The sequence below is a fragment of the Salinispora mooreana genome (assembly GCF_000379065.1).
Taxonomy (GTDB): domain Bacteria; phylum Actinomycetota; class Actinomycetes; order Mycobacteriales; family Micromonosporaceae; genus Micromonospora; species Micromonospora mooreana.
On the sequence record NZ_KB900614.1, the window covers coordinates 4144495 to 4165127 of the forward strand.

Annotated in this window: 9 protein-coding genes; 8 read left to right on the top strand and 1 reads right to left on the bottom strand. The window is 72.3% G+C overall.

Features of this window, described 5'->3' with window-relative positions; translation table 11 throughout:
* Positions 1-241: 241 nt before the first annotated feature.
* The 7 genes from SALPAC6_RS0119830 to SALPAC6_RS0119860 are packed head-to-tail and all read left to right on the top strand — an operon-like array spanning position 242 to position 17775.
* Positions 242-5416 (top strand): non-ribosomal peptide synthetase, encoded by a 5175-nt coding sequence (locus SALPAC6_RS0119830; protein ID WP_018255087.1) that lies wholly within the window; start codon positions 242-244, stop codon positions 5414-5416.
* Positions 5413-6777, top strand: coding sequence for an FAD-dependent oxidoreductase (locus SALPAC6_RS0119835; RefSeq protein ID WP_026189878.1), 1365 nt, complete (start codon positions 5413-5415; stop codon positions 6775-6777). Before SALPAC6_RS0119830 ends, SALPAC6_RS0119835 begins: the two co-directional genes overlap by 4 nt.
* Positions 6778-6781: 4 nt before the next feature.
* Positions 6782-7516 carry a DUF6875 domain-containing protein gene (locus SALPAC6_RS0119840; protein ID WP_026189879.1) on the top strand — a complete coding sequence of 245 codons (735 nt, stop codon included), beginning with the start codon at positions 6782-6784 and terminating at the stop codon, positions 7514-7516.
* Positions 7513-10827, top strand: coding sequence for a non-ribosomal peptide synthetase (locus tag SALPAC6_RS0119845; protein WP_026189880.1), 3315 nt, complete (start codon positions 7513-7515; stop codon positions 10825-10827). Before SALPAC6_RS0119840 ends, SALPAC6_RS0119845 begins: the two co-directional genes overlap by 4 nt.
* Positions 10824-15326 (top strand): non-ribosomal peptide synthetase, encoded by a 4503-nt coding sequence (locus SALPAC6_RS0119850; RefSeq protein ID WP_018255091.1) that lies wholly within the window; start codon positions 10824-10826, stop codon positions 15324-15326. Before SALPAC6_RS0119845 ends, SALPAC6_RS0119850 begins: the two co-directional genes overlap by 4 nt.
* Positions 15319-16698, top strand: a complete 1380-nt coding sequence (locus SALPAC6_RS0119855; RefSeq protein WP_018255092.1) for an MFS transporter — start codon at positions 15319-15321, stop codon at positions 16696-16698. Before SALPAC6_RS0119850 ends, SALPAC6_RS0119855 begins: the two co-directional genes overlap by 8 nt.
* Before the next feature lie 12 nt (positions 16699-16710).
* Complete coding sequence (locus SALPAC6_RS0119860; RefSeq protein ID WP_018255093.1) at positions 16711-17775, top strand: methyltransferase; 1065 nt, start codon at positions 16711-16713, stop codon at positions 17773-17775.
* 124 nt (positions 17776-17899) lie between these two features.
* Here the strand turns inward: SALPAC6_RS0119860 and SALPAC6_RS0119865 are convergent, their stop codons facing one another.
* Entirely contained in the window at positions 17900-18403 is a 504-nt protein-coding gene (locus tag SALPAC6_RS0119865) for a helix-turn-helix domain-containing protein (protein WP_026189881.1), read from the bottom strand.
* Positions 18404-18609: 206 nt separating this feature from the next.
* Here SALPAC6_RS0119865 and SALPAC6_RS0119870 point away from each other — a divergent pair, with 206 nt between their 5' ends.
* The gene (locus SALPAC6_RS0119870) at positions 18610-20619 is read left to right on the top strand and encodes an ABC transporter ATP-binding protein (RefSeq protein WP_018255094.1); all 2010 of its coding nucleotides are present in this window, start codon (positions 18610-18612) and stop codon (positions 20617-20619) included.
* Positions 20620-20633 lie beyond the last annotated feature (14 nt).

Here is a 20633-nt window from a genome sequence, read left to right on the forward strand (position 1 = left end):
GCGTGGGGCCGGGAGATGGTTCGCATTGTCCCGAAAATAACCGGATCGCCCAGCGGCTGTCGGCTGGCCGTTAAGCGGCTCAGGTCAGGCTTGTCGGTTGGTTGACAGGTCTTGAATAGTACTCGTAGTTTCTTTCCATCTCCGGCCATGAGTTCCGCTCGACACGGGCCGGCGGAATTGTCATCCTCCGTTCCGCTGTTCTGTAGCTGTCTTTCGGTGTTGCGACGCGAAGGAGTGCATAGTGTGGGCAGGGCCCATCGGCACCGCTAACGACCTGGACCCGACACTCACCACCGCAGTCGCCAGCACCGTACCGGACCTCGTGGCCGCCGTGGCGCGTCGGCAGCCGGACGCGGTCGCGGTGGCCGGTGCTGACGGCGAAACGCTCACCTACCGTGAGTTGACTGAGCGGGCCGATAGCCTGGCCCACCGGCTCGTCGCCGGGGGAATCCGCCCGGATGAACCGGTGGCGGTGGCCCTTCCCCGCTCGGTGGAACTCGTCGTCACCCTGCTCGCCGTACTCAAGGCCGGTGGTGCGTATCTGCCTCTTGACCCAGCCGACCCACCAGCGCGGATCCGGCAGTTGCTCGCCATCGCCGGGGACCCGCCGGTGCTGGCCAACGGCGAGCTGCCCGGCGCCAGGCGGCTGTTCCGTCTGGACCAGCCCGGCCCCACCGCGTCAACCGGTCCCACCGCGTCAATCGGCGTCACGCCGCGGCGACTTCACCCCGCTGGCCTCGCCTACATCAACTTCACCTCCGGCTCCACCGGCACGCCGAAGGGGGTCGCCGTTGCCCACTCCGCCGTGGTCCGCCTGGTCCACCAGCCTGGCTACCTGCGCCTGGGGCCCACCGAGACGGTCCTTCAACTCGCTCCGGTCGCCTTCGACGCGGCGACCCTGGAGATCTGGGGTGCGCTTTCCAACGGGGCCCGGCTGGTGCTGGCCCCACCCGGTGCGCTGGAACTCACCGAGCTGGCCCGGCTGCTTCGCCGGGAACGGATCTCAGTCCTCTGGCTGACCGCCGGGCTCTTCCACCAACTGGTGGAGTTCGACCCGGACTGCCTCGCCGGGGTCGGGCAGCTCCTCGCGGGCGGGGACGTGCTCGCCCCGGAGGCGGTCCGTCGGGCACTGCGAGTGCGGGACGGGGCCGTTCTGATCAATGGGTACGGGCCAACCGAGAACACCACCTTCACCTGCGTGCACCCGATGACCGACCCGGAGGCGGTGCCGGACCCGGTGCCGATCGGCCGGGCGGTGCCCGGGAGCACCGTGTACGTTCTCGATCCGGCGGGGCGGCAAGTGCCGGTCGGGGTTCCCGGAGAGCTGTACACCGGCGGTACCGGGGTCGCCCGGGGATACCTCGGTCGCCCCGGGGCCACGGCGGCGGCATTCCTTCCCGATCCGTTCGACCCCCGCCCGGGGTCCCGGATGTACCGCACCGGGGACCGGGTCCGCTGGCGGCCGGACGGCACCCTCGACTTTCTTGGCCGCATCGACGAACAGGTGAAGATCCGCGGGTTCCGGGTCGAGCCGGGCGAGGTCGCGGCGGCGCTGCGGGCGCACCCCGCCGTCGGGGACGCCGCTGTCCTGGTTGACGGGGAGGGGGAACGGCGCCGGTTGCTGGCGTACCTGACGCCCCGTCCCGGCACGTCAGCCCCGACCTCCCAGGAGCTGGCCGAGTACGCGGCCGACCGGCTGCCGGCCCACCTCCGACCGGGGGGATACCTGGTCCTTCCCGCACTGCCCCTGACCCGCAACGGCAAGATCGACCGGCGGGCGCTGCCCCGGCCGGAGCCGCCCGCGGCTCGGCTCGGCACCGAAGTGACTGATCCGGTTCAGGTACGCCTGGCGGCCCTCTGGGCCGATCTCCTCGGTAGCAGCCCCTCCGCCCCAGACGATGACTTCTTCGCGCTCGGCGGAAACTCCCTGCTCGCCACCCGGCTGACCTTCGTCGTCGCCGACCGGTTCGGGGTGGACCTGCCCGTACGTCTCGTCTACGAACACCCCACCCTCGCCCGGCTGGCCGGCATCCTCGGCGAGCGTGCCGGGGCGCAGCCGGCCAACGCCGGGGTCCGCCGACTGCCGGATGGTCCGACGCCAACGCGGTCCGGCGCGGGTACGAGCACCGCGACCCACCTCCTGCCGGCCTCGCTCGGCCAGCGCCGGTTGTGGATGCTCGACCAGCTGACGCCGGGAGCGGCGACCTACCACATCGCCTGGGCGGTCGAGCTGACCGGCCCGCTCGATGTGGCCGCGTTGGAGTCGACGTTGAGCTGGCTGGTCAACCGGCACGAAACCCTCCGGACTCACTTCACCTCAGTCGACGGAGAGCCGGCCCAGCTGGTCGGGCCCGCCGCACCGGTCCGGCTGTCGGTCGTGGACGCCGAATCCGACGATGCCGGGCGGGAGCTGGTGAACGCGGCTGCCCGGGCACCCTTCGACCTGGCAACCGGCCCGTTGGCCCGGTTCGGACTCGTCCGACGCAGCCGCGAGAAGCACGTACTCACCATCGTGGTGCACCACGGTCTCGCCGACGGGTGGTCGTTCGACATCCTCTTCCGCGAGCTGGCTGCCGGGTACGCGGCGGCGGTCGCCGGTACCCCGCCGGACCTGCCTGCACCGCAGGTGCGGTACGCGGACTTCGCGGCCTGGCAGCGGGAGCAGGCCGACCGCGGTGCCTTCGCGGCCGACATCGACTTCTGGCACGCGGAGTTGGCAGGCGCCCCGACCCTGCTCGACCTTCCCGCCGACCGGAGCACCGCGCCGGTCCGGTCAACAACGCCGGCATCACCAGCCGCATCGCCCGATCCGGGTGAGCAGTCCGACGCCGGCGGCGAGGTGGTCTTCGACATCCCCGACGAGTTGACCGCCCGGCTGCGGGCGAGCCGGGACGGCACCCTGTTCACCCGGCTCCTGGCCGGCTTCCAGACCCTTCTGCATCGGCTCACCGGCGCCGACGACCTGCTGGTGGCGGTCCCGGTCGCCGGGCGCACCCGGCCGGAGACCCGGAATGTGGTGGGCTTCTTCGCCAACACCCTCGCCCTGCGGGCCCGCTTCACCGACCGGTCCGACTTCACCGATCTCCTCGCCCAGGCCCGCGCCTCGAGCATCGCCGCGCAGACGCGGCAGGACGTGCCCTTCGATCGGATCGTGGACCGACTCGCCCCGACCCGCAGCCTCGCCCACAGCCCGCTGGTGCAGGTGATGTTCGCCCTCGACGAGCCACCGCCGGAAGCCACGGCGGCGGGGCTGCGAATCGCCCCCCAGCTCTGGGAGAACGGCACGGTCAAGTTCGACCTCACCCTCACCGTGGAGGACCGTCCCGAAGGGCTGCGTGGTCGCCTCACCTACCGCACCGATCGCTACGAGGCGAACCGGATCCGCCGCATCGCGCAGCGGTATCTCACCCTGCTCGCCGCCGCTCTCGACCGGCCCGGCACCCCCGTCCGCGAGCTACCCCTGCTCGACCCGGCCGAACGGGCGCAGCTCCTGCGGGAGGGCAACGACACCGAACTGCCCCTGCCCGACGTGGCCAGCGTCGGTGAACTACTCGACCGGTTCGCACCGACCGACCCGGGCGCGGTCGCGGTAACCGGCCCGGATGGCGTGCTGCGCCACCGGGACCTCGCCACTCGCGTCAACCGCCTCGCCCATCTGCTTCGCGCACACGGCGTCGGACCAGACGTCCCGGTCGGGCTCTGCCTTGGCCGGCACACCGACCTGGTGGCCGCGCTCCTCGCCGTCTGGCGGGCCGGCGGTGGCTACCTGCCGCTCGACCCGGCATTGCCCGTCGGTCGGCTGGCCACCATGCTGGCCGACGCGGCTCCGCCGGTGCTGCTCACCGATCCCGCCGGGATGCCCCTGATCAGCGATGCCATCGCCGCTGCCGGCACCACCCCGGTGGTGCTCCGGGTTGATCAGCTCGACCCGGACCTGCCGACCGACCCGCCACCAGTCGTCGGCCACCCGGACGGCCTCGCCTACCTGCTCTACACCTCCGGCTCCACGGGCGCGCCCAAGGGCGTCGTGGTCACGCACCGTTCGGTGATCAACCACCTGGTCGGCTGTCACCGCCTGTTCGGGCTCACCGCCGACGACCGAGTCGCGGCAATCACCACCCCGGCCTTCGACATCTCCCTGGTGGAGCTGGTGCTGCCGCTCTTGGCCGGGGCGCGGGTCGAGATCCTCGATGCGGCGACCGCTCAGGACGCCACCCTGTTACGGACGGCCTGCGGGCAGCGAGGTGTCACCGTCCTCCAGGCCACCCCAGCGACCTGGCGGATGCTGGTCACCGCAGCCGGCGTACCCGCCGGGGTGCGGCTGCGGATCAGCGGTGGCGAGGCGCTGGCCCGCGACTTGGCCGACGCGTTGCGCGCCGACGGCGCCCGGGTCATCAACGGGTACGGACCGTCGGAGACCACCGTCTACTCCTCGGCCGGGTTGGTGGGGGAAGCCGGCCCGGTCGACCTGGGGAGTCCCCTCGCCAACACCCGGATCCAGCTGCTTGACCCCGCCGGTCAGCCCGTCCCGGACGGTGTGGTCGGTGAGATCCACATTGGCGGCACCGGAGTGGCACGCGGTTACCACGGTGACCCGGGTCGTACCGCGGCCCGGTTTCGCCCCGACCCGTTCAGCCCGAGCCCCGGCGGGCGGCTCTACGCCACCGGCGACCTGGCCCGTCGGCTCCCGAACGGGCGTCTCGCCTACCACGGCCGCGCCGACCAGCAGGTCAAGGTGCGGGGATTCCGGATCGAACTCGGCGAGATCGAGTCAGCGCTGCGCGACCAGCCCGGCATCCGGGACGCCGTGGTGACCACCTGGGGCGTCGACGACGACGTCCGGCTGGCCGCGTACGCGGTCACCGAGCCCGCCGCCGTTGACCCGGCCGCGGTCTGGCCAGCGATCCGAGCCGGTCTGGCCCGGCGGCTGCCAGCGCACATGGTGCCGGCCACGCTGGTCCCGCTCGACACGCTGCCCCGCACCGCGAGCGGCAAACTGGACCGGCGGGCGCTGCCCGAGCCGACCTGGCGGGAGACTACCGGTAGCGGCCCGACCGCCCCCCGTACCCCAGCCGAAGTGCAGCTCACCACGCTCTGGCAGGACGTGCTCGGCCGCACCGAGGTCGGCGTGCACGACAACTTCTTCGCCCTGGGCGGGCACTCCCTCACCGCGACCCGGCTGATCGCCCGCATCCGCACCAGCTTCGGCGTCGAGCTGGCGCTGCGGAGCCTATTCGCCGCGCCCACCGTCGCCGAGCTCGCGGTCCAGCTCGCCGCCGCGGGCTCCCCCGGCGAGTCGCACCGGATCGGTCCTGCCGACACCAGCCCACAACACCTACTCGCCTCGCTCGACGATCTCTCCGACCGCGAGGTTGACGAGCTTCTGGAAAGTCTGATCGCCGAGGAGGGCATATGAACAGGCGCAGAGAACGTGTGGTCGTCGTCGGGGCCGGCCTGGCCGGTTCACTCGTCGCGCTGTACCTCGCCCGGCAGGGCCACGAGGTGGACGTCTTCGAGCGACGCCCGGACCCCCGTTCCGCGCTGGCCCGCCCGGAGGGCCGGTCGATCAACCTGGGGCTCTCCGCCCGGGGCATGCGGGCGCTGGACGGGGTCGGGCTCCTCGCCGACGTGCTCAAGCACAGCGTGCCGATGCGCGAACGGGTGGTGCACTCGCCGGAGGGCGGGGTGCGCGTCCAGCCGTACGGGGTGCGCGAGCACGAGATCCTCCACTCGGTACTCCGGGAGGAGCTGATTTCGCTGGTGGTGACCGCCGCCGAAGCCGAACCGGAGGTGCGGTTCCACTTCGATCACCTCCTGACCAGCCTGGATCGGGAGACCGGCGTCGTGCAGGTCGCGTCCACCGCCGGCGGTGAGCCGAGAACAGTCACCGCGGACCTGATCGTCGGTGCCGACGGGGCATTCTCCACGGTCCGGCAGGAGCTGCAGCACGGGCTGCGTGCCAACCATGCCCAGGAGTTCCTGCCCTGGGGATACAAGGAGCTGACCATCCCGGTCGGTGTCGACGGTCAGCCCCGGGTCCGACTGGAGGCGCTGCACGTCTGGCCCGGTCACGAGGCGATGATGGTCGCTCACCCCAACCGGGACGCCTCGCTGACCTGCACGCTCTTCATGGCGTACGAGGGCCCGGTGAGTTTCGCCGCCCTCGACACCCCAACGGCGGTACGGGACTTCTTCCGCCAGCGCTTTCCGGACGCGGAGGAGCTGATGCCCGACCTGGTCCGGGAGATCACCGAGAACCCGGTCGGGCACCTGGTCACCGTCCGGACCGCCCCCTGGCGGTACGCGGACCGGGTGGTGCTGATCGGTGATGCCGCACATGCTGTCTACCCGTTCTACGGCCAGGGCATGAACTCGGCTTTCGAGGACTGCATGGTGCTCGACGAGTGTCTCACCGCCCACCCCGACCGGGCCACCGCGCTGGCCGCCTACGAGGCGGCGCGGAAGCCGCACACCGATGTGCTCGCGGACCTGTCCACCACCAACTTCGAGGATCTGCGAGATCGGGTGCACCGGTTCGGCTACAGCGCCTCCGCTGCCGCCGACCGACTGCTCGCCCGGTTGTTACCGCAACGCTGGGTGCCGCTGTACGCGATGGTCGCGCACACCACCATCCCGTACGCCGACGCGCTGGCCCGCGCCAACCGTCAGGACCGTATCCTGCGCCGGGCCGGTGCCGGGCTCGCCCTGGCCACCGGTCTTGCCGCCACCGCCGCTGCCCGACGCATCGGCCGTCGTCGCCGCGCGACCCGGCGGTGAGGGCGTGTTGACGCATCCGATGAACCCCGAACAGCTCCTGCTCACCGAGTCCGACCTGGCTGCCGATCCGCTGCACCCACTGTTGGTCGGGGCGGTTGACCAGGTGCGGGCCGTGGTCGCCTGGGCCCGGGAGTACCTCTGTGCACCCCATCCGGAGCTGGGCCGCAAGGGCCCGGTCTGTCCGTACGCCCAGGGCTCCCTGGACCGGGGCATCTTCTACCTGGCCGTGCATCGTGGGGAGACCGTCAACGAGGCCGAGCTGGACGAGGTGCTCGCGGTCTACCGGGACTGGTTCCATGAGTTGGACCCGCTCACCGGGCCGTCCGCCCAGTTCAAGACGATCTTGCTGACGCTCCCGGACCTGCCCGGCGACGTTGCCCGGCAGGTCGTGGATCGGACCCAGCTACGGCTCAAACCGAAATACACCGAACAGGGGTTGATGCTCGGCGAGTTCCACGACGGCCCGCCGGCCAAGGGTGGCCTGTGGAACACGGATTTCCGGCCGCTGCGCAGCCCTGTTCCGATGCTGGTGGTCCGGTACATGGTCGCCAGTGATCTGCCGTTCCTCGCCGACGACCCGGTGACCTTCGCCAGCTACCTGCGGTACTTCGGGCGCGGCGGCCCGGCGTCGCTGCGTGGGCAGGTGCAGGCGGCCGCCCAACGGCACGGCCTGCCACTGCCCGAACCCAGCACCGACGTCGGCATCCGGCACCAGAACACGAACCAGGGGGTTCGATGATGACCGCCGACTCCACCGCGTCCGGCAGCGGCGGCAAGCGCGCCCTGCTGGCCCGCCTGCTCGCCGAACGGGCCCAGGCGCCCCGCAGCTACCCGGTCTCCTTCGGCCAACAGCGGCTGTGGTTCCTGGACCGTTTCACCGGGGGCATCCCGGTCTACAACATCCCGGTCGCCTTCCAGGTGCACGGGCCACTGGACGTCGCGGCGCTGCGTACCGCACTGACCACGCTCGTCAACCGGCATCCGGCGCTGCGCACCACGTTCAGTGAGTCCGGCGGCGAACCAGTGCAGGTGGTGCGACCGATCGGCGAGGTGGACCTCACCGAGACAGACCTGACCGGGCTGCCGGCGGAGCAGGCTGAGGTCGAGGCCACCACGCGCGTTCGAGCGCACTCCGGGCAACCCTTCGACCTCGCCGCAGGTCCGCTGCTGCGGGTGCTGGTGATCCGGACCGCTCCGGACCGGCACCACGTGGCGTTCTGCGTGCACCACATCGTCTTCGATGCCTGGTCGATCGGGGTGCTCTTCCAGGAGTTGGAGACCGCGTACGCGGCGGTGCTGGCGGGGGCCCCGGTTGAGCTGCCCGACCTGCCCACCCAGTACGCCGACTTCACCGTCTGGCAGCGGGAGCGGCTCGCCGGTGACGCGCTGCGCCGACAGCTCGACCACTGGGTCGCGCACCTGCGTGGGGCGCCGGCCCTGCTCAGCCTCCCCACCGACCGGCCCCGCCCGGCCAGTCGCTCGTATCGGGGTGCCTGCCACTACGTCACCGTCCCGGCGGCGGCCGTGCGACGGGTCGAGGAGTTCAACCAGGGCGCCGGGGTCACCATGTTCATGACCCTGCTCGCCGTGTTCCAGGCGGTGTTGTCCCGACACAGTGGGCAGGACGACATCGTGATCGGCGCCCCGGTCGCCGGTCGGGAGCATCCCGACCTGGAGCGGCTGGTCGGCTTCTTCGTCAACACGCTTGCCCTGCGGGTGTCGTCCGCTGGCTCCCCGTCACTACGGCAACTCGTCGACCGGGTACGGGAGGTCACCCTCGTTGGTCTCGGCAACGCCCAGGTGCCGTTCGAGAAGGTGGTTGAGGAGCTACAGCCGGAACGCAGCCTGGCCCACGCGCCGATCTTTCAGGCCCAACTGATCCTGCAGAACGCGCCGCAGAACGCCTTTCAGCTCGCCGGCTGCACGACCACCTCCCTGCCGGTCGACAGCGGCACCGCCAAGTTCGACCTCACCCTCGCCGGCGAGCTGACCGCCGAGGGCGCCCTGCGGTTGGCCTTCGAGTACGACACCGAACTGTTCGATGTCGGTACGGTCGACCGGCTGGCCCGGCACCTGTGCACCCTGCTGGACGCGGCGGTCGCCGAGCCGGATCGTCCCCTGACGCGGATTCCGCTGCTCAACGGAGTGGAGCGGTGGCGTGCCGTGGTCGAGTGGAACCAGACCGACCGGGGCACATTACCGGTTAACACCCTCCTGGACCTGCTCCCCACCGAACCCGCCGAGTCCGGCGCTCCACCTGCGGTCACCGGTCCCGACGGCTATGTGGACCGGGCCGGGCTGCACCGGCGGGCCGGACAGATCGCCCGGCGACTGCTCGCCGCCGGCGTCGCCCCGGACACCCCGGTCGGCATCTGCCTGGATCGCGGGCTCGACCTGGTCGCCGCGGTGCTCGGCGTGTGGCGGGCCGGGGCCGGCTACCTGCCGCTCGACCCCACCCTGCCCCCGGAACGGCTGCGCCACCTGCTCGCCGACTCCGGCACCCGGGTCGTGCTGACTCACCAGGCGGTCGTCGCGCGGCTCGGCCCGGTGCTGGCGGGCTCGGTGACGGTGCTGCTCGACGACGCCACCGATGCCCCCGGACCCGCCGAGCCGCTGCCGGCGGTCCCGGTGCATCCGGATTCACTGGCATACCTGATCTACACCTCGGGTTCGACCGGTCGACCGAAAGGGGTGGCGGTCCCGCACCGCAGCGTGACCAACCTCGTTGCCTCCTTCCACGACGACCTGGACCTGACGCCCGAGGATCGTTTCGCCGCGGTCACCACCCTGTCCTTCGACATCTCGGTGCTGGAACTGCTGGTGCCGCTGCTGCTGGACGTCCCGCTGCTGGTCGTGGGCGCCGACGAGGTCGGCGACGGGCCGGCCCTGCGCCGGCGGCTCACCGAAGCGGGGATCACCGCCATGCAGGCGACCCCGGCGACCTGGCGACTGCTGCTGGCCTCCGGCGGGGTGCCGCCGACGCTGCGGCTGCGCCTCTGCGGCGGTGAGGCCCTGTCCCGGGACCTCGCCGATGCCCTGCAGGCCGACGGCGGGACCCTGTGGAACTGCTATGGGCCCACCGAAACCACCGTGTGGTCCGCAGCGGCCCCCGTGGCGCCGACCCCGACCCCGGTGGACCTCGGCGCGCCGATCGCCAATACCCGGATCTACCTGCTCGACGAGGCGTACCAGCCGGTGCCGGTGGGCGTGGTGGGAGAAATTCACATCGGCGGGTCCGGCGTGGTGCGCGGATATCACGGCCGACCCGGCCTGACCGCCGATCGGTTCGTGCCCGACCCGTTCGCCGACCACCCCGGTGCCCGGCTCTACGCCACCGGTGACCTGGCCCGGCAGCGCGCCGACGGCCGGTTGGAGTTCCTTGGCCGCACCGACCATCAGGTCAAGGTGCGCGGGTTCCGGATCGAGTTGGGTGAGATCGAGGCCCTGCTCCGGGGCCACGATCTGGTCGCGGACGCGGTGGTCGGCACCTGGGCCGGCGGGGACGGGGACACCCGCCTGGTGGCGTACGCCGTGCCGGCGTACGGCGTCGACCCGGACTCCCTCGGCGCCCAGGTCCGGTCCGACCTGGGCGGCCGGCTGCCGGAGTACATGCTTCCCGCGGCCCTGGTGCCGATGACCGCCCTGCCGCTCAACGACAACGGCAAGGTCGACCGGAACGCCCTGCCCGTGCCCACCTGGACCGACCCGCGGGTGGAGCGGGTCGCCCCCCGTGACCCCCTCGAGCAGTTACTCGCCGGGATCTGGGAGGAGGTACTGCATGTCGAGCGGATCGGTGTGCACGACGACTTCTTCCGCCTCGGCGGGCATTCCCTCCTCGGCGCGCAGGCGTTGAGTCGGATCGGCACCGCGCTGGATACGGAGGTGCCGATCCGGATCCTCTTCGAGGCACCGACGATCGACGCGATGGCCCGCGCGCTGCGCTCCACCGAGGAGGTAGCGGGCCAGACCGATGCCGTCGCCGCCCTTCGGGTGGAGGTGGCCGACCTCTCCGACGAGGAGCTACGGGGCCTGCTGGGCGGCCCGGAATGAACGCCTCCGGGCCCGACCGCGAAGAGCTGATCCGGGCATTGATGGCCCGCCGGGGGCTGACCCGCCGGGCGCAGCCGGCCGGGATTGCCCCTCGGGACCCGGGTGCCCGGGTGCCGCTCTCCCCGATGCAGGAGGGCATGTGGTTCCTCGACCAACTCCAGCCCGGAACCGCGGCATACGTGCTCAGCCAGGCAGTGCGGGTCACCGGCCGGTTGGACCCCGTGGCGCTGCAATCCGCGCTCGACGAGGTCGTCGCGGCGCACGACGCCCTCCGGACCACGTTCGTGCAGCGGGACGGGGAGGTGGAGCAGGTCATCCTGCCCGCCACCGACCCGGCAGCCCGGTGTCAGCTCGTCGTGGAGGAGCTGACCACGGTGCCGCCCGCCGCCCGCGAGGCCGCCGCGACCGCCATCGCCAGCCGGGAGAGCGAAACGCCGTTCGACCTGGGCCGGGCGCCTCTGCTGCGGGTCCGGTTGGGGCGGCTGGACCGGGACGAGCACCTGTTGGTGGTCGCCCTGCACCACATCATCGCCGACGAGCGGTCCCTCGACATTGTGCTCACCGGGCTTCTCGACGGCCACCACCGTCGGCTCACCGGGGCGGTCGCCTCGACCGCTCCGCCGACCACGCACTTCCCCGACCACGTGCTCTGGCAGCGGGAGTGGTTGGCCAGCGCCGCCGCCGACCGGGCACGGGAGTTCTGGACTGACCGGCTGGCGGGCTGCTCCGGCGTGCTCGACCTGCCGACCGACCGGCCGCGACCCGCCGCCCAGACCTTCGCCGGCAGTACCCACGGCTTCGCCTTTTCCGACGACCTGATCGCGGCGCTGGACGGCATGGCGCAGCGGACCGGCTGCACCCGCTTCATGGTTCTGCTCGCCGGTCTCCAGGTGCTGCTGGCCCGCCTCGCGGGCACCGACGACGTCTGCGTCGGGGCTCCGGTGACGCTGCGCGCCAACCCTGAGCAACAGCAGCTGGTCGGCCTGTTCGTCAACAGCCTGCCGCTGCGCACTGATCTGTCCGGGGACCCGACGCTGGCCGAGGCGCTGGCCCGAGTCCGGCGTACCTGTGTGGATTCGATGGCGCACGCCGAGTTGCCCTTCGAGCGGATCGTCGAGACCGTGCGGCTGCCCCGCGACCCGAGCCGCAACCCACTCTTCCAGGTGATGCTGGTCCTGAACCAGGCCAGTGCCAGCGACCGTCGGGCGGGTCTGGCCGTCCGCCCGGTGCCGGTGCTGCGGCAGACCGCCCGGTTGGATCTCACCGTGGCGGTGTACGAGTCCCCGGCCGGCCTCGACGCCCTGGTCGACTACAACACCGACCTCTTCGACCAGGTGACCATCGACCGGTTCGTCGACCGGTTCCGGTCCGTGCTCTGGGCGTTGGCCACCCGGCCGCAACTGCCGCTCTCCGCGCTGGAGCTGGTTGGCCCCGCTGAGCGACGCGACCTGGCCTCCTGGAACCACACCGACCGGGCGTACCCGGGTGGGTTGGGGCTGCACGAGCTGGTCAGCGCACGGGCGGCGGCCGACCCGGACGCACCCGCCCTGCTGGACATCAGCCCCGGCGAGCCCGACCGGCCGGCCCTGACCTACGGCCGGCTGGACGCCGACGCCGACCGGCTCGCCGCGCACCTGCGCCGCTGTGGGGTCCGTCCGGACCAGCCGGTGGGGCTCGCGCTGGCCGCCGGCCGTGCCGCCGTCACCGGCATCCTGGCGATCCTCAAGGCCGGCGCCGGCTATCTTCCGGTGGACCCCAGCCACCCCCCGGCCCGGCTGCGTGCCCTGCTCACCGCCGCCGGCGCCGCGGTCTGCCTGGCCGACGCCGAGCTCGCCGCCACCCTGGCCGCCGGGCCGGAGACGCTCGACGACGACCCGCCGTACGTCGGTACCGTGCTCCCTGTTGGTCCGGATGGCCAACCGGTCAACGTCGGCCCGACCGGGGAGCCGCCAGCTTCCGCTCCCCGACCGGTCCACCCGGACCAGCTCGCCTACGTCATCCACACCTCCGGCTCCACCGGCACGCCGAAGGGGGTGATGGTCAGCCACCGCACCGCCGTCAACCTGGCCCTGGCCTTCGTTGACCTGCACCGCATCGGTCCTGGTGACCGGCTGCTCATGCTGCCCCCGCTGAGCTTCGACGCCGCCGTCGGTGACCTCTTCCCGGCCCTGGTCAGCGGGGCCATGATCGTGGTGCACCGGGAGCCGGCCGCGATCACCGGAGCCGGCCTGGTCGAGCTGTGCCGGGCGCACGGCCTCACCCTGGTGGACACCGCCGCGCCGCTCTGGGCCCGCTGGGTCACCGATCTCGCCGCGCGGCCCGGTGCGCTCGACGTCGGCCCGTTGCGCGCCATGATGGTCGGTGGGGAACCCGTGGACCTGGCGACGGTGCGCCGCTGGGCGGGACTCACCGCCGGGCGGGTCACGCTGCACAACCACTACGGCCCGACCGAGGCGACCGTCTGCGCCACCACCTACGCCACCGTGGACGGCGTCGAACTACCCGGCCTGACCCGGTTGCCGATCGGCCGCCCGGTGCCCAACGTTCAGGTGCACGTCCTCGATCCCGACCTGCGGCCGGTGCCGATCGGCCTCGCCGGGGAGGTCTGGATCGGCGGCACGGCCCCCGCCCGCGGATACCTCGACAATCCCGGCGAAACTGCGGATCGCTTCGTCCCAAACCCGTACGGCCCGGCCGGGTCGCGGCTCTACCGCACCGGCGACCTCGCCCGGCACCGTGCCGACGGCAGCCTCGAATTTCTCGGCCGGACCGACCAGCAGGTCAAGATCCGGGGCCATCGGATTGAGCTCGGCGAGGTCGAGGCGGCCTGCGCCGCCCTGCCCGGGGTGCGCCGGACCGCCGTGGTCGTCGACCACGCCCCGGCCGGCCCCCGGCTCGTCGCCTACCTGGTCGCCGACGACACGACCCCGGTTGGCCCCCAGGCGCGGATCGCGCTGCGCCGCCGGCTGCCGGAGTACCTCGTCCCCACCGCCTTCATCCGGGTGCCCGACCTGCCCACCAACCGGCACGGCAAGCTCGACCTGGCCGCCCTGCCCCGGGCGGAGGAGATCGACCAGGCGGTGCACGAGCCCCCGACCACCCCGACCGAGAAGACGCTCGCCAGCATCTGGGCCGAGCTACTCGACGCCGGTCCGGTGGGCCGGCAGGACAACTTCTTCGACCTCGGCGGACACTCCCTGCTCGCGGCGAGTCTGGCGACCCGGATCCGGGCCGCGCTCGGGGTGGACCTGCCACTGCGGGCGCTCTTCGCCACCGCCGACCTCGCCGGCCTCGCCGCCGTTCTCGACGGAGTCGAACCCGCCCGGGACGGCGACGTCGACCTGCTCCGCACCGAGGCCCGACTCCCCGCCGACCTGGCCGTACCCTCCGGGGTGTCGGCTGCGCCGGCACGTGCGGTGCTCTGCACCGGGGCGACCGGATTCCTCGGCGCGTACCTGCTCGCCGACTGGCTCGCCCACAGCTCCGCCACCGTGCACTGTCTGGTCCGGGCGGACACCCCGACCGCCGCGCTCGACCGGGTCCGCGGCAACCTACGCCGGTACGGCCTCTGGCGGCCGGAGTACGCCGCCCGTCTGATCGGCGTCCCCGGCGACCTCGGTGCGCCCCGACTCGGCCTGAGCGGCGCGGACTTCGCCGAGCTGGGTGAGGGGCTGGACGCGATCGTGCACAACGGCGGGGTGGTCAACTTCGTCGCGCCGTACTCGACGCTGCGTCCGGCAAACGTCGGCGGCACGGTGGAGGTGCTCCGGCTGGCCAGCACCGGCCGCCCGAGCGCGGTCCACTTCGTCTCCACCCTCGGGGTCTTCGTCACCCCGTCGCACCGCGGCACCCTCGTGCGTGAGGGCGACGTCCCGGCCGACGGCGACGGGTTCCCCGACGGCTACAACGCCAGCAAGTGGGTGGCCGACGCGTTGGTCCGGGCCGCCCGGGAGCGGGGGCTGCCGGTCAGCGTGCACCGGCCGGCCCGGATCACCGGGGACGCCGGCAGCGGCCTCGGCAACACCGACGACTACTTCAGCCGGCTGCTGAAGACCTGCGTGCAGCTCGGCGCCGTACCGGAGATCGACGACCCCGCCGACCTCGCGCCGGTCAACTACGTGGGGGCCGGCATCGGGCACCTGACCCGGGCGGGCACGACGACGGACCACCACTACTACAACAACCAGACCATGTCGTATGCCGCCCTGGCCGCCGCGCTGGCCAGCTTCGGCTACCCGGTGACCTCGGTGCCGTACCCGCGTTGGCGGGCGGCGCTGCTGGACCGGCCGGACGCCGCGCTGGCCCGGCTCGCCCCGCTCTTCGAGGTGGACACCCCGGTTCGGACGCAGCCGGACTTCGACTGCACCGGCACCGAGACGACGCTCGCGGCGGCCGGGATCACCTGTCCACCGGCCGACGAGCGGCTGCTGCACACCTACCTGTCGGCGTTCGTGGCCGCCGGCTTCCTCGCCCCACCGCCCGGGAGGGCCCATGGTTGAGCGCACGGTGCCCACTGCCCGGTGGGCCGCGATCTGGCTCGGCCAGCTCGTCTCCCTGATCGGGTCGAGCCTCACCGCGTTCGTCCTCGGGGTCTGGGTCTATCAGCGCACCGGTTCGGTCACCCAGTTCTCGCTGATCTTTCTTGCCGCCACCCTGCCGGCGGTACTGTTCGCGCCGTTCGCCGGGGCGCTGGCCGACCGGCGGGACCGCCGCGGCTTGATGCTGGTCGCCGACACCGTGGCTGCCGCCGGTACGGCGGCGCTCGCCGCGCTGGTCGTCGCCGACGCCCTCCAGGTCTGGCACATCTACCTGGGGACCGCGGTGAGTGCCACCGCGTCCACCGTCCATCAGGTCGCCTACCAGGCGATGACCCCGGCGCTGGTCGGCAGGCGACAGCTGGGCCGGGTCAACGGACTGATGCAGGTCTCCCGGGCGGTACAGATCGCCGCGCCGCTGATCGCCGGGGTGCTCGTGGTGACCGTCGGGATCGGCGGGGTGATGGCGATCGACCTGGGTACGTTCGTGGTCGCGGCCTCGACCCTGCTGCTGGTCCGGCTACCCGCCGAGGTGACCCGTCCGGCCGGGTCCGGCCCCGCCGAGGCGGTACTGCGGGGAGCCGCCGCCGGCTGGCGGTATCTGCGGCAACGGCCGAGCCTGCTTGCGCTCATGGTGGTCTTCGGCGCCTTCAATTTTCTCTTCGGCATCGCCGGGGTCCTGGTGCAGCCACTGATCCTCTCGTTCGCCACGGCGGACACCCTCGGCCTGCTGATGTCGGCGGGGGGTGCCGGTCTCTTCGCCGGCAGCCTGGTGATGGGGGTGTGGGGCGGACCGACCCGCCGGGTCACCGCTGTCTGCGGGGGACTCGCGCTCGGGGGAGTGGCGCTCGCACTGCACGCGGCGGCCCCGTCCGCCTGGTTGATCGGGGTGGTGGCCCCGCTCTTCCTCTTCACCCTGCCGATCGTGAACAGCTCCACCATGACCCTGATCCAGACCAAGACCGAGCCCTCCGTGCTGGGCCGGGTGCTCGCCACCGCCCGAGTGATCGGTGACGCCAGTGTGCCGCTGGCGTACGTGCTGGCCGGGCCGATCGCCGATCGCCTCTTCGAGCCGCTGCTGCGCCCGGAGGGGGCGCTCGCCGATTCGGTCGGCCGGGTGATCGGCACCGGGGAGGGCCGCGGTATCGCACTGCTCTTCGCGGTCACCGGGGTGGCGATGGTGCTCCTCGCCGTGCTCGCCTGGACCCGACCGGTGCTGCGCGCCGCCGACGATCTCCCCGACGCGCTCCCCGACGACACTCCCGGCCCCGAGACCGTCTCCGCCGACACTCCGGGTCCCGAGACCGTCTCCACCGACCGCCGACCCACCACCTGAAGGAGCCCTGCCATGCCGGTGCCGTTGAGCCCGGAGGAGGCGCAGCAGTTCCACGCCTCCGACGCCGCCCCCGCCGCGTTCCTCGACCTGCTCGACGCGGTCTCCTTCCGTAGTGCCGGTGCCGCGCTTCGGCTGGGAGTCTTCGAGGAACTGGCCGACGGACCGCTCCCGGTCGAGCGGCTCGCCGTCCGTACCGGCACCGATCCGCTCGGTCTGCGGATCCTGCTCGACGCGTTGACCAGCTTCGGCTACCTGATCCACGCCGACGGTCGGTACGCCAACAGTGCCAACACGACCCGCTGGCTCCTGCGGGCGGTCCCGGACAGCTTCGCGCCGGTGCTCGCCTTCTGGTCGGCGCTGCTCACCGGTTGGTGGCACGACCTGGAGTCGTCGATATGCTCCGGCACTCCGACCGGTGACTTCTACGCCTGGCTGGAGCAGCGACCGGAGGTTTTGGCGGACTTTCAGACCATGCTGCGTCGACTCGCCGACGGGCTCAGCGCGGAGATCGTCGAACTGCTGCCGATGCCGGCCGACGCGCGCAGTCTGCTCGATGTCGGTGGCGGGCATGCGAGCTATCCGGTGGCCTTCCTCACCGCACACCCGCAACTGCGGGCCACCGTGGTGGATCTCGCTGGTGCGCTGACCCAGGGGGCCGAGACCGTCGCCGCCGCCGGCCTGACCGACCGGTGCACGCTACGTGCGGGTGACCTCTTCGAGGCCGACCTTGGTACCGGTCACGACCTGGCGTTGCTCTTCAATGTCGTGCACGGCTACCAGGCGGCCGAGACGCTGACCCTGCTGCGTCGGGTCGCCGCCGCGTTGCGCCCCGGTGGCCGGGTGGCCCTGCTCGAACCGCTCGCCACGGCACCGGAGCAGCCGACGGCCGGTCTGGGCGCGGCGTTCGTCCGGATGTTCAGCCTGAACCTCTTTCACACCCAGGGAGGCCGGGCCTACGGCCACGACGAACTAGCCGGGCTGCTGCGCGAGGCTGGTTTCAGCGACGTACGGCAGCAGGTGCTCACTGGTTCGGAGACGGACCAGCTGGTGACCGCGCAGCTCAGGCCGCGTGACTAATTCGAAGCTGCCGATGAGGCTGAGGGTGCTCGCTCACCTCACCGCCGACAGCCCGGCCGGACCGTGGATATCCCGCTACGCCACCACGACCGGCACCGGTGGTGTGCAGATCCTACGGCTTGCCCTACGACGATGTCGCGGACCAGTCCTCGTTCATCTCCGCCGGCGACCCGGAGCGGTTGCTCGTCGCGGTGGGGTGGTGGCCGAGCCAGGTCAGCGCGACGATCGCGCGGTCCACATCGTGGCGCAGGAGACAGAGCCGGTGCACCAGAGTGGCCGGTGAGCAGCCTTCGGTGTCGTGCACGGCCTCCCACCACGTGGCTGGGGGGCCGCTGGGCGGTCCGGCACCGCCACCACGCGACCCGACGGTGCGGTGGCGGTGCTCCCGGTTCGTGATGCGGTCGTATTCGGCGGTGAGTACCCCACCGGTGCGCAGCGCCTCGTCGCAGCGGGCCCAGAAGGGCCGTTCCGGGTGCTGGCGACCGGTCTCGGTGTTCGCCACGGAGCTGCGTCCGTACTGGACGAGCCGAGCGAGACCGTGCTGGGTCTGCCCGGCGGCCCGGCGCAGCTCGGCGAGGCGACGGCCGAGGGCGCGACGGGCGGACCTGGTGTCGTCGGTGTCGCGCATCGCTGCCACCCCCGGGTCGCGGTCACGATGAGCGAACACCGTAGCTGTCGGTGGTGACACTTCCGCCCGGTGTCACCGACGCGTTCGGGTGATGTCGGCTTCGGTGTCGCCGCTACCGACATTGTCGGAATCGGTGTCGCGGCTGCCGACATTGTCGGCGCGCGGTGCTGCGGGCGTGTCCCCCCGGCCAGTCCTACGTTTCCCGCATGCCGACAACCAGCCTGCCCGACCGCCCGTCCGATCAGCCCACGCCGACCCAGCGAGACACGGCCCTACCGGAGTTGCGCCAGATGTGGTGGGAGACCGGGGTGCGAGCGCGGGCGCAGGCCGGTCTCTTCGCGGTCTTCTCCGAGCTGCCCCGACTGGTGGGCGCGGCGCTGGCCGTCAGCTGGCGGGCCGACCGGCTCCGCACCTCGATCGTGGCGGCCACCACGATAGGCGCCGGAGTGCTGGCCGCCGTCGGGCTACTCGCCGCGCAGCGGGTCCTGGTGGAGTTGTTCGCCGGAGGTCCGACCGCCGACAAGGTGCTCGCCGCGCTGCCCGCCCTGGTCGCCCTCGCGGCGGTGACCGCGTTGCGCGCCGGCATGGCCGCCGCGATGGGGTACGCCCAGAACGGTCTGAGCCCGAAGGTCGACCGGGAGGTGGAACGGGGCCTGTTCGAGGTGACCACGGCCGTACGGCTGGAGGCGTTCGACGCGGACGCCTTCGCCGACGACATGGAGCGGGCCTCCCGGGGCGCGGACTCCACCACCGGCCTGGTGCAGGCGTCGGTGAACCTGCTCGCCGGCCTCACCGGCGTGCTCGCCGTCGCGGTCGCCGTCGTCGTGATCCACCCGCTGCTGCTGGTGGCCCTGCTGGTGGCCACGGTGCCGAACGGCTGGGCGTCGCTGCGCGCCGGGCACCTTCGCTATCAGACGTACGCGGCGGGGTCGGTGCGGCGGCGTCGGTTGTGGCTACTGCACCGGTTGATGGCCGAACGCGACTCCGCCCCCGAGCTGCGCAGCTACGGGCTGCGGTCCTTCCTGCTCGACCAGTACGACCGGGTGATGGGGGTCGAGACCGGGATCCAGCTCGCCCTGGCCCGTCGGGTCACCACGACCACCACCGTCGGCGCGATGATCGGTGGGATCGCCACCGCCGTGGTCTACGTGCTGCTCGGGGTCCTGTTGGTCGAGGGGCACATTCCCCTCGCCGCCGCGGCCACCGGCGTCATCGCCGTGCAGTCCGCACAGCGATCCCTGGCGGTGGTCACCTTCCAGATGGACCGCGCCTACACCGAGGGCCAGCACTTCCGCGACTACACCGGTTTCATGACCCGCGCCGCCGACTACCTGCCCGAGCCGCGTACCGGTGCCACCGACCTCCTCCCCGAGCCGTGTACCGGCGACGCCGACCGCCCGGTGCCGCAGCGGTTGCGCGCGGTCGAGGTGGACGCGGTCAGCCTGCGCTACGCCGACCGGGACGCCGCCGCCGTTGACCAGGTCAGCCTGAGTATCTCGGCGGGGCAGACGGTGGCGTTCGTGGGGGAGAACGGCTCCGGCAAGTCCACCCTCGCCACGATGATCGCCACCCTGCGGACGCCCACCGACGGGAGCATCCGCTACAACGGTCGGCCCACCGACGACTGGGACACCGACGCGTTACGGGCCCGGATCGCGGTGGTGACGCAGGAATACCACAAGTGGCCGTTCACCGCCGCCACGAACATCGCCATCGGCGACCTCACCACCACCCCGCACTCCGATCGCATCGAGGCCGCCGCCGGCCGCGCCGTCGCCCACAACATGATCAAGGAGCTGCCGCACGGCTACGAGACCCTGCTCGACCGGACCTTCGCCGGCGGTCAGGACCTCTCCGGTGGGCAGTGGCAACGCATCACGGCCGCCCGGGGCTTCCTGCGCGACGCCGACTTGCTCATCATGGACGAGCCCTCCTCGGCGCTCGACCCGCGGGCGGAGGACGCCCTGTTCCAGGCGATCCGCGACCGGCAGGGCCACGGGATCACCATCCTCATCACCCACCGGCTGGCCAACGTCCGCCACGCGGATCGCATCTACGTCCTGCACCACGGCCGGCTCGTCGAAGCCGGCACCCACGATGACCTGCTCGCCGCCGGCGGTCGGTACGCCGAGTTGTTCACCCTCCAGGCCGCCGGCTACGACACTCCCGTGCCCCTACCCCGCCAGACCGCTGCCGCCGCCAGGAGCGCGCCGTGACACGGTCGGTGAGA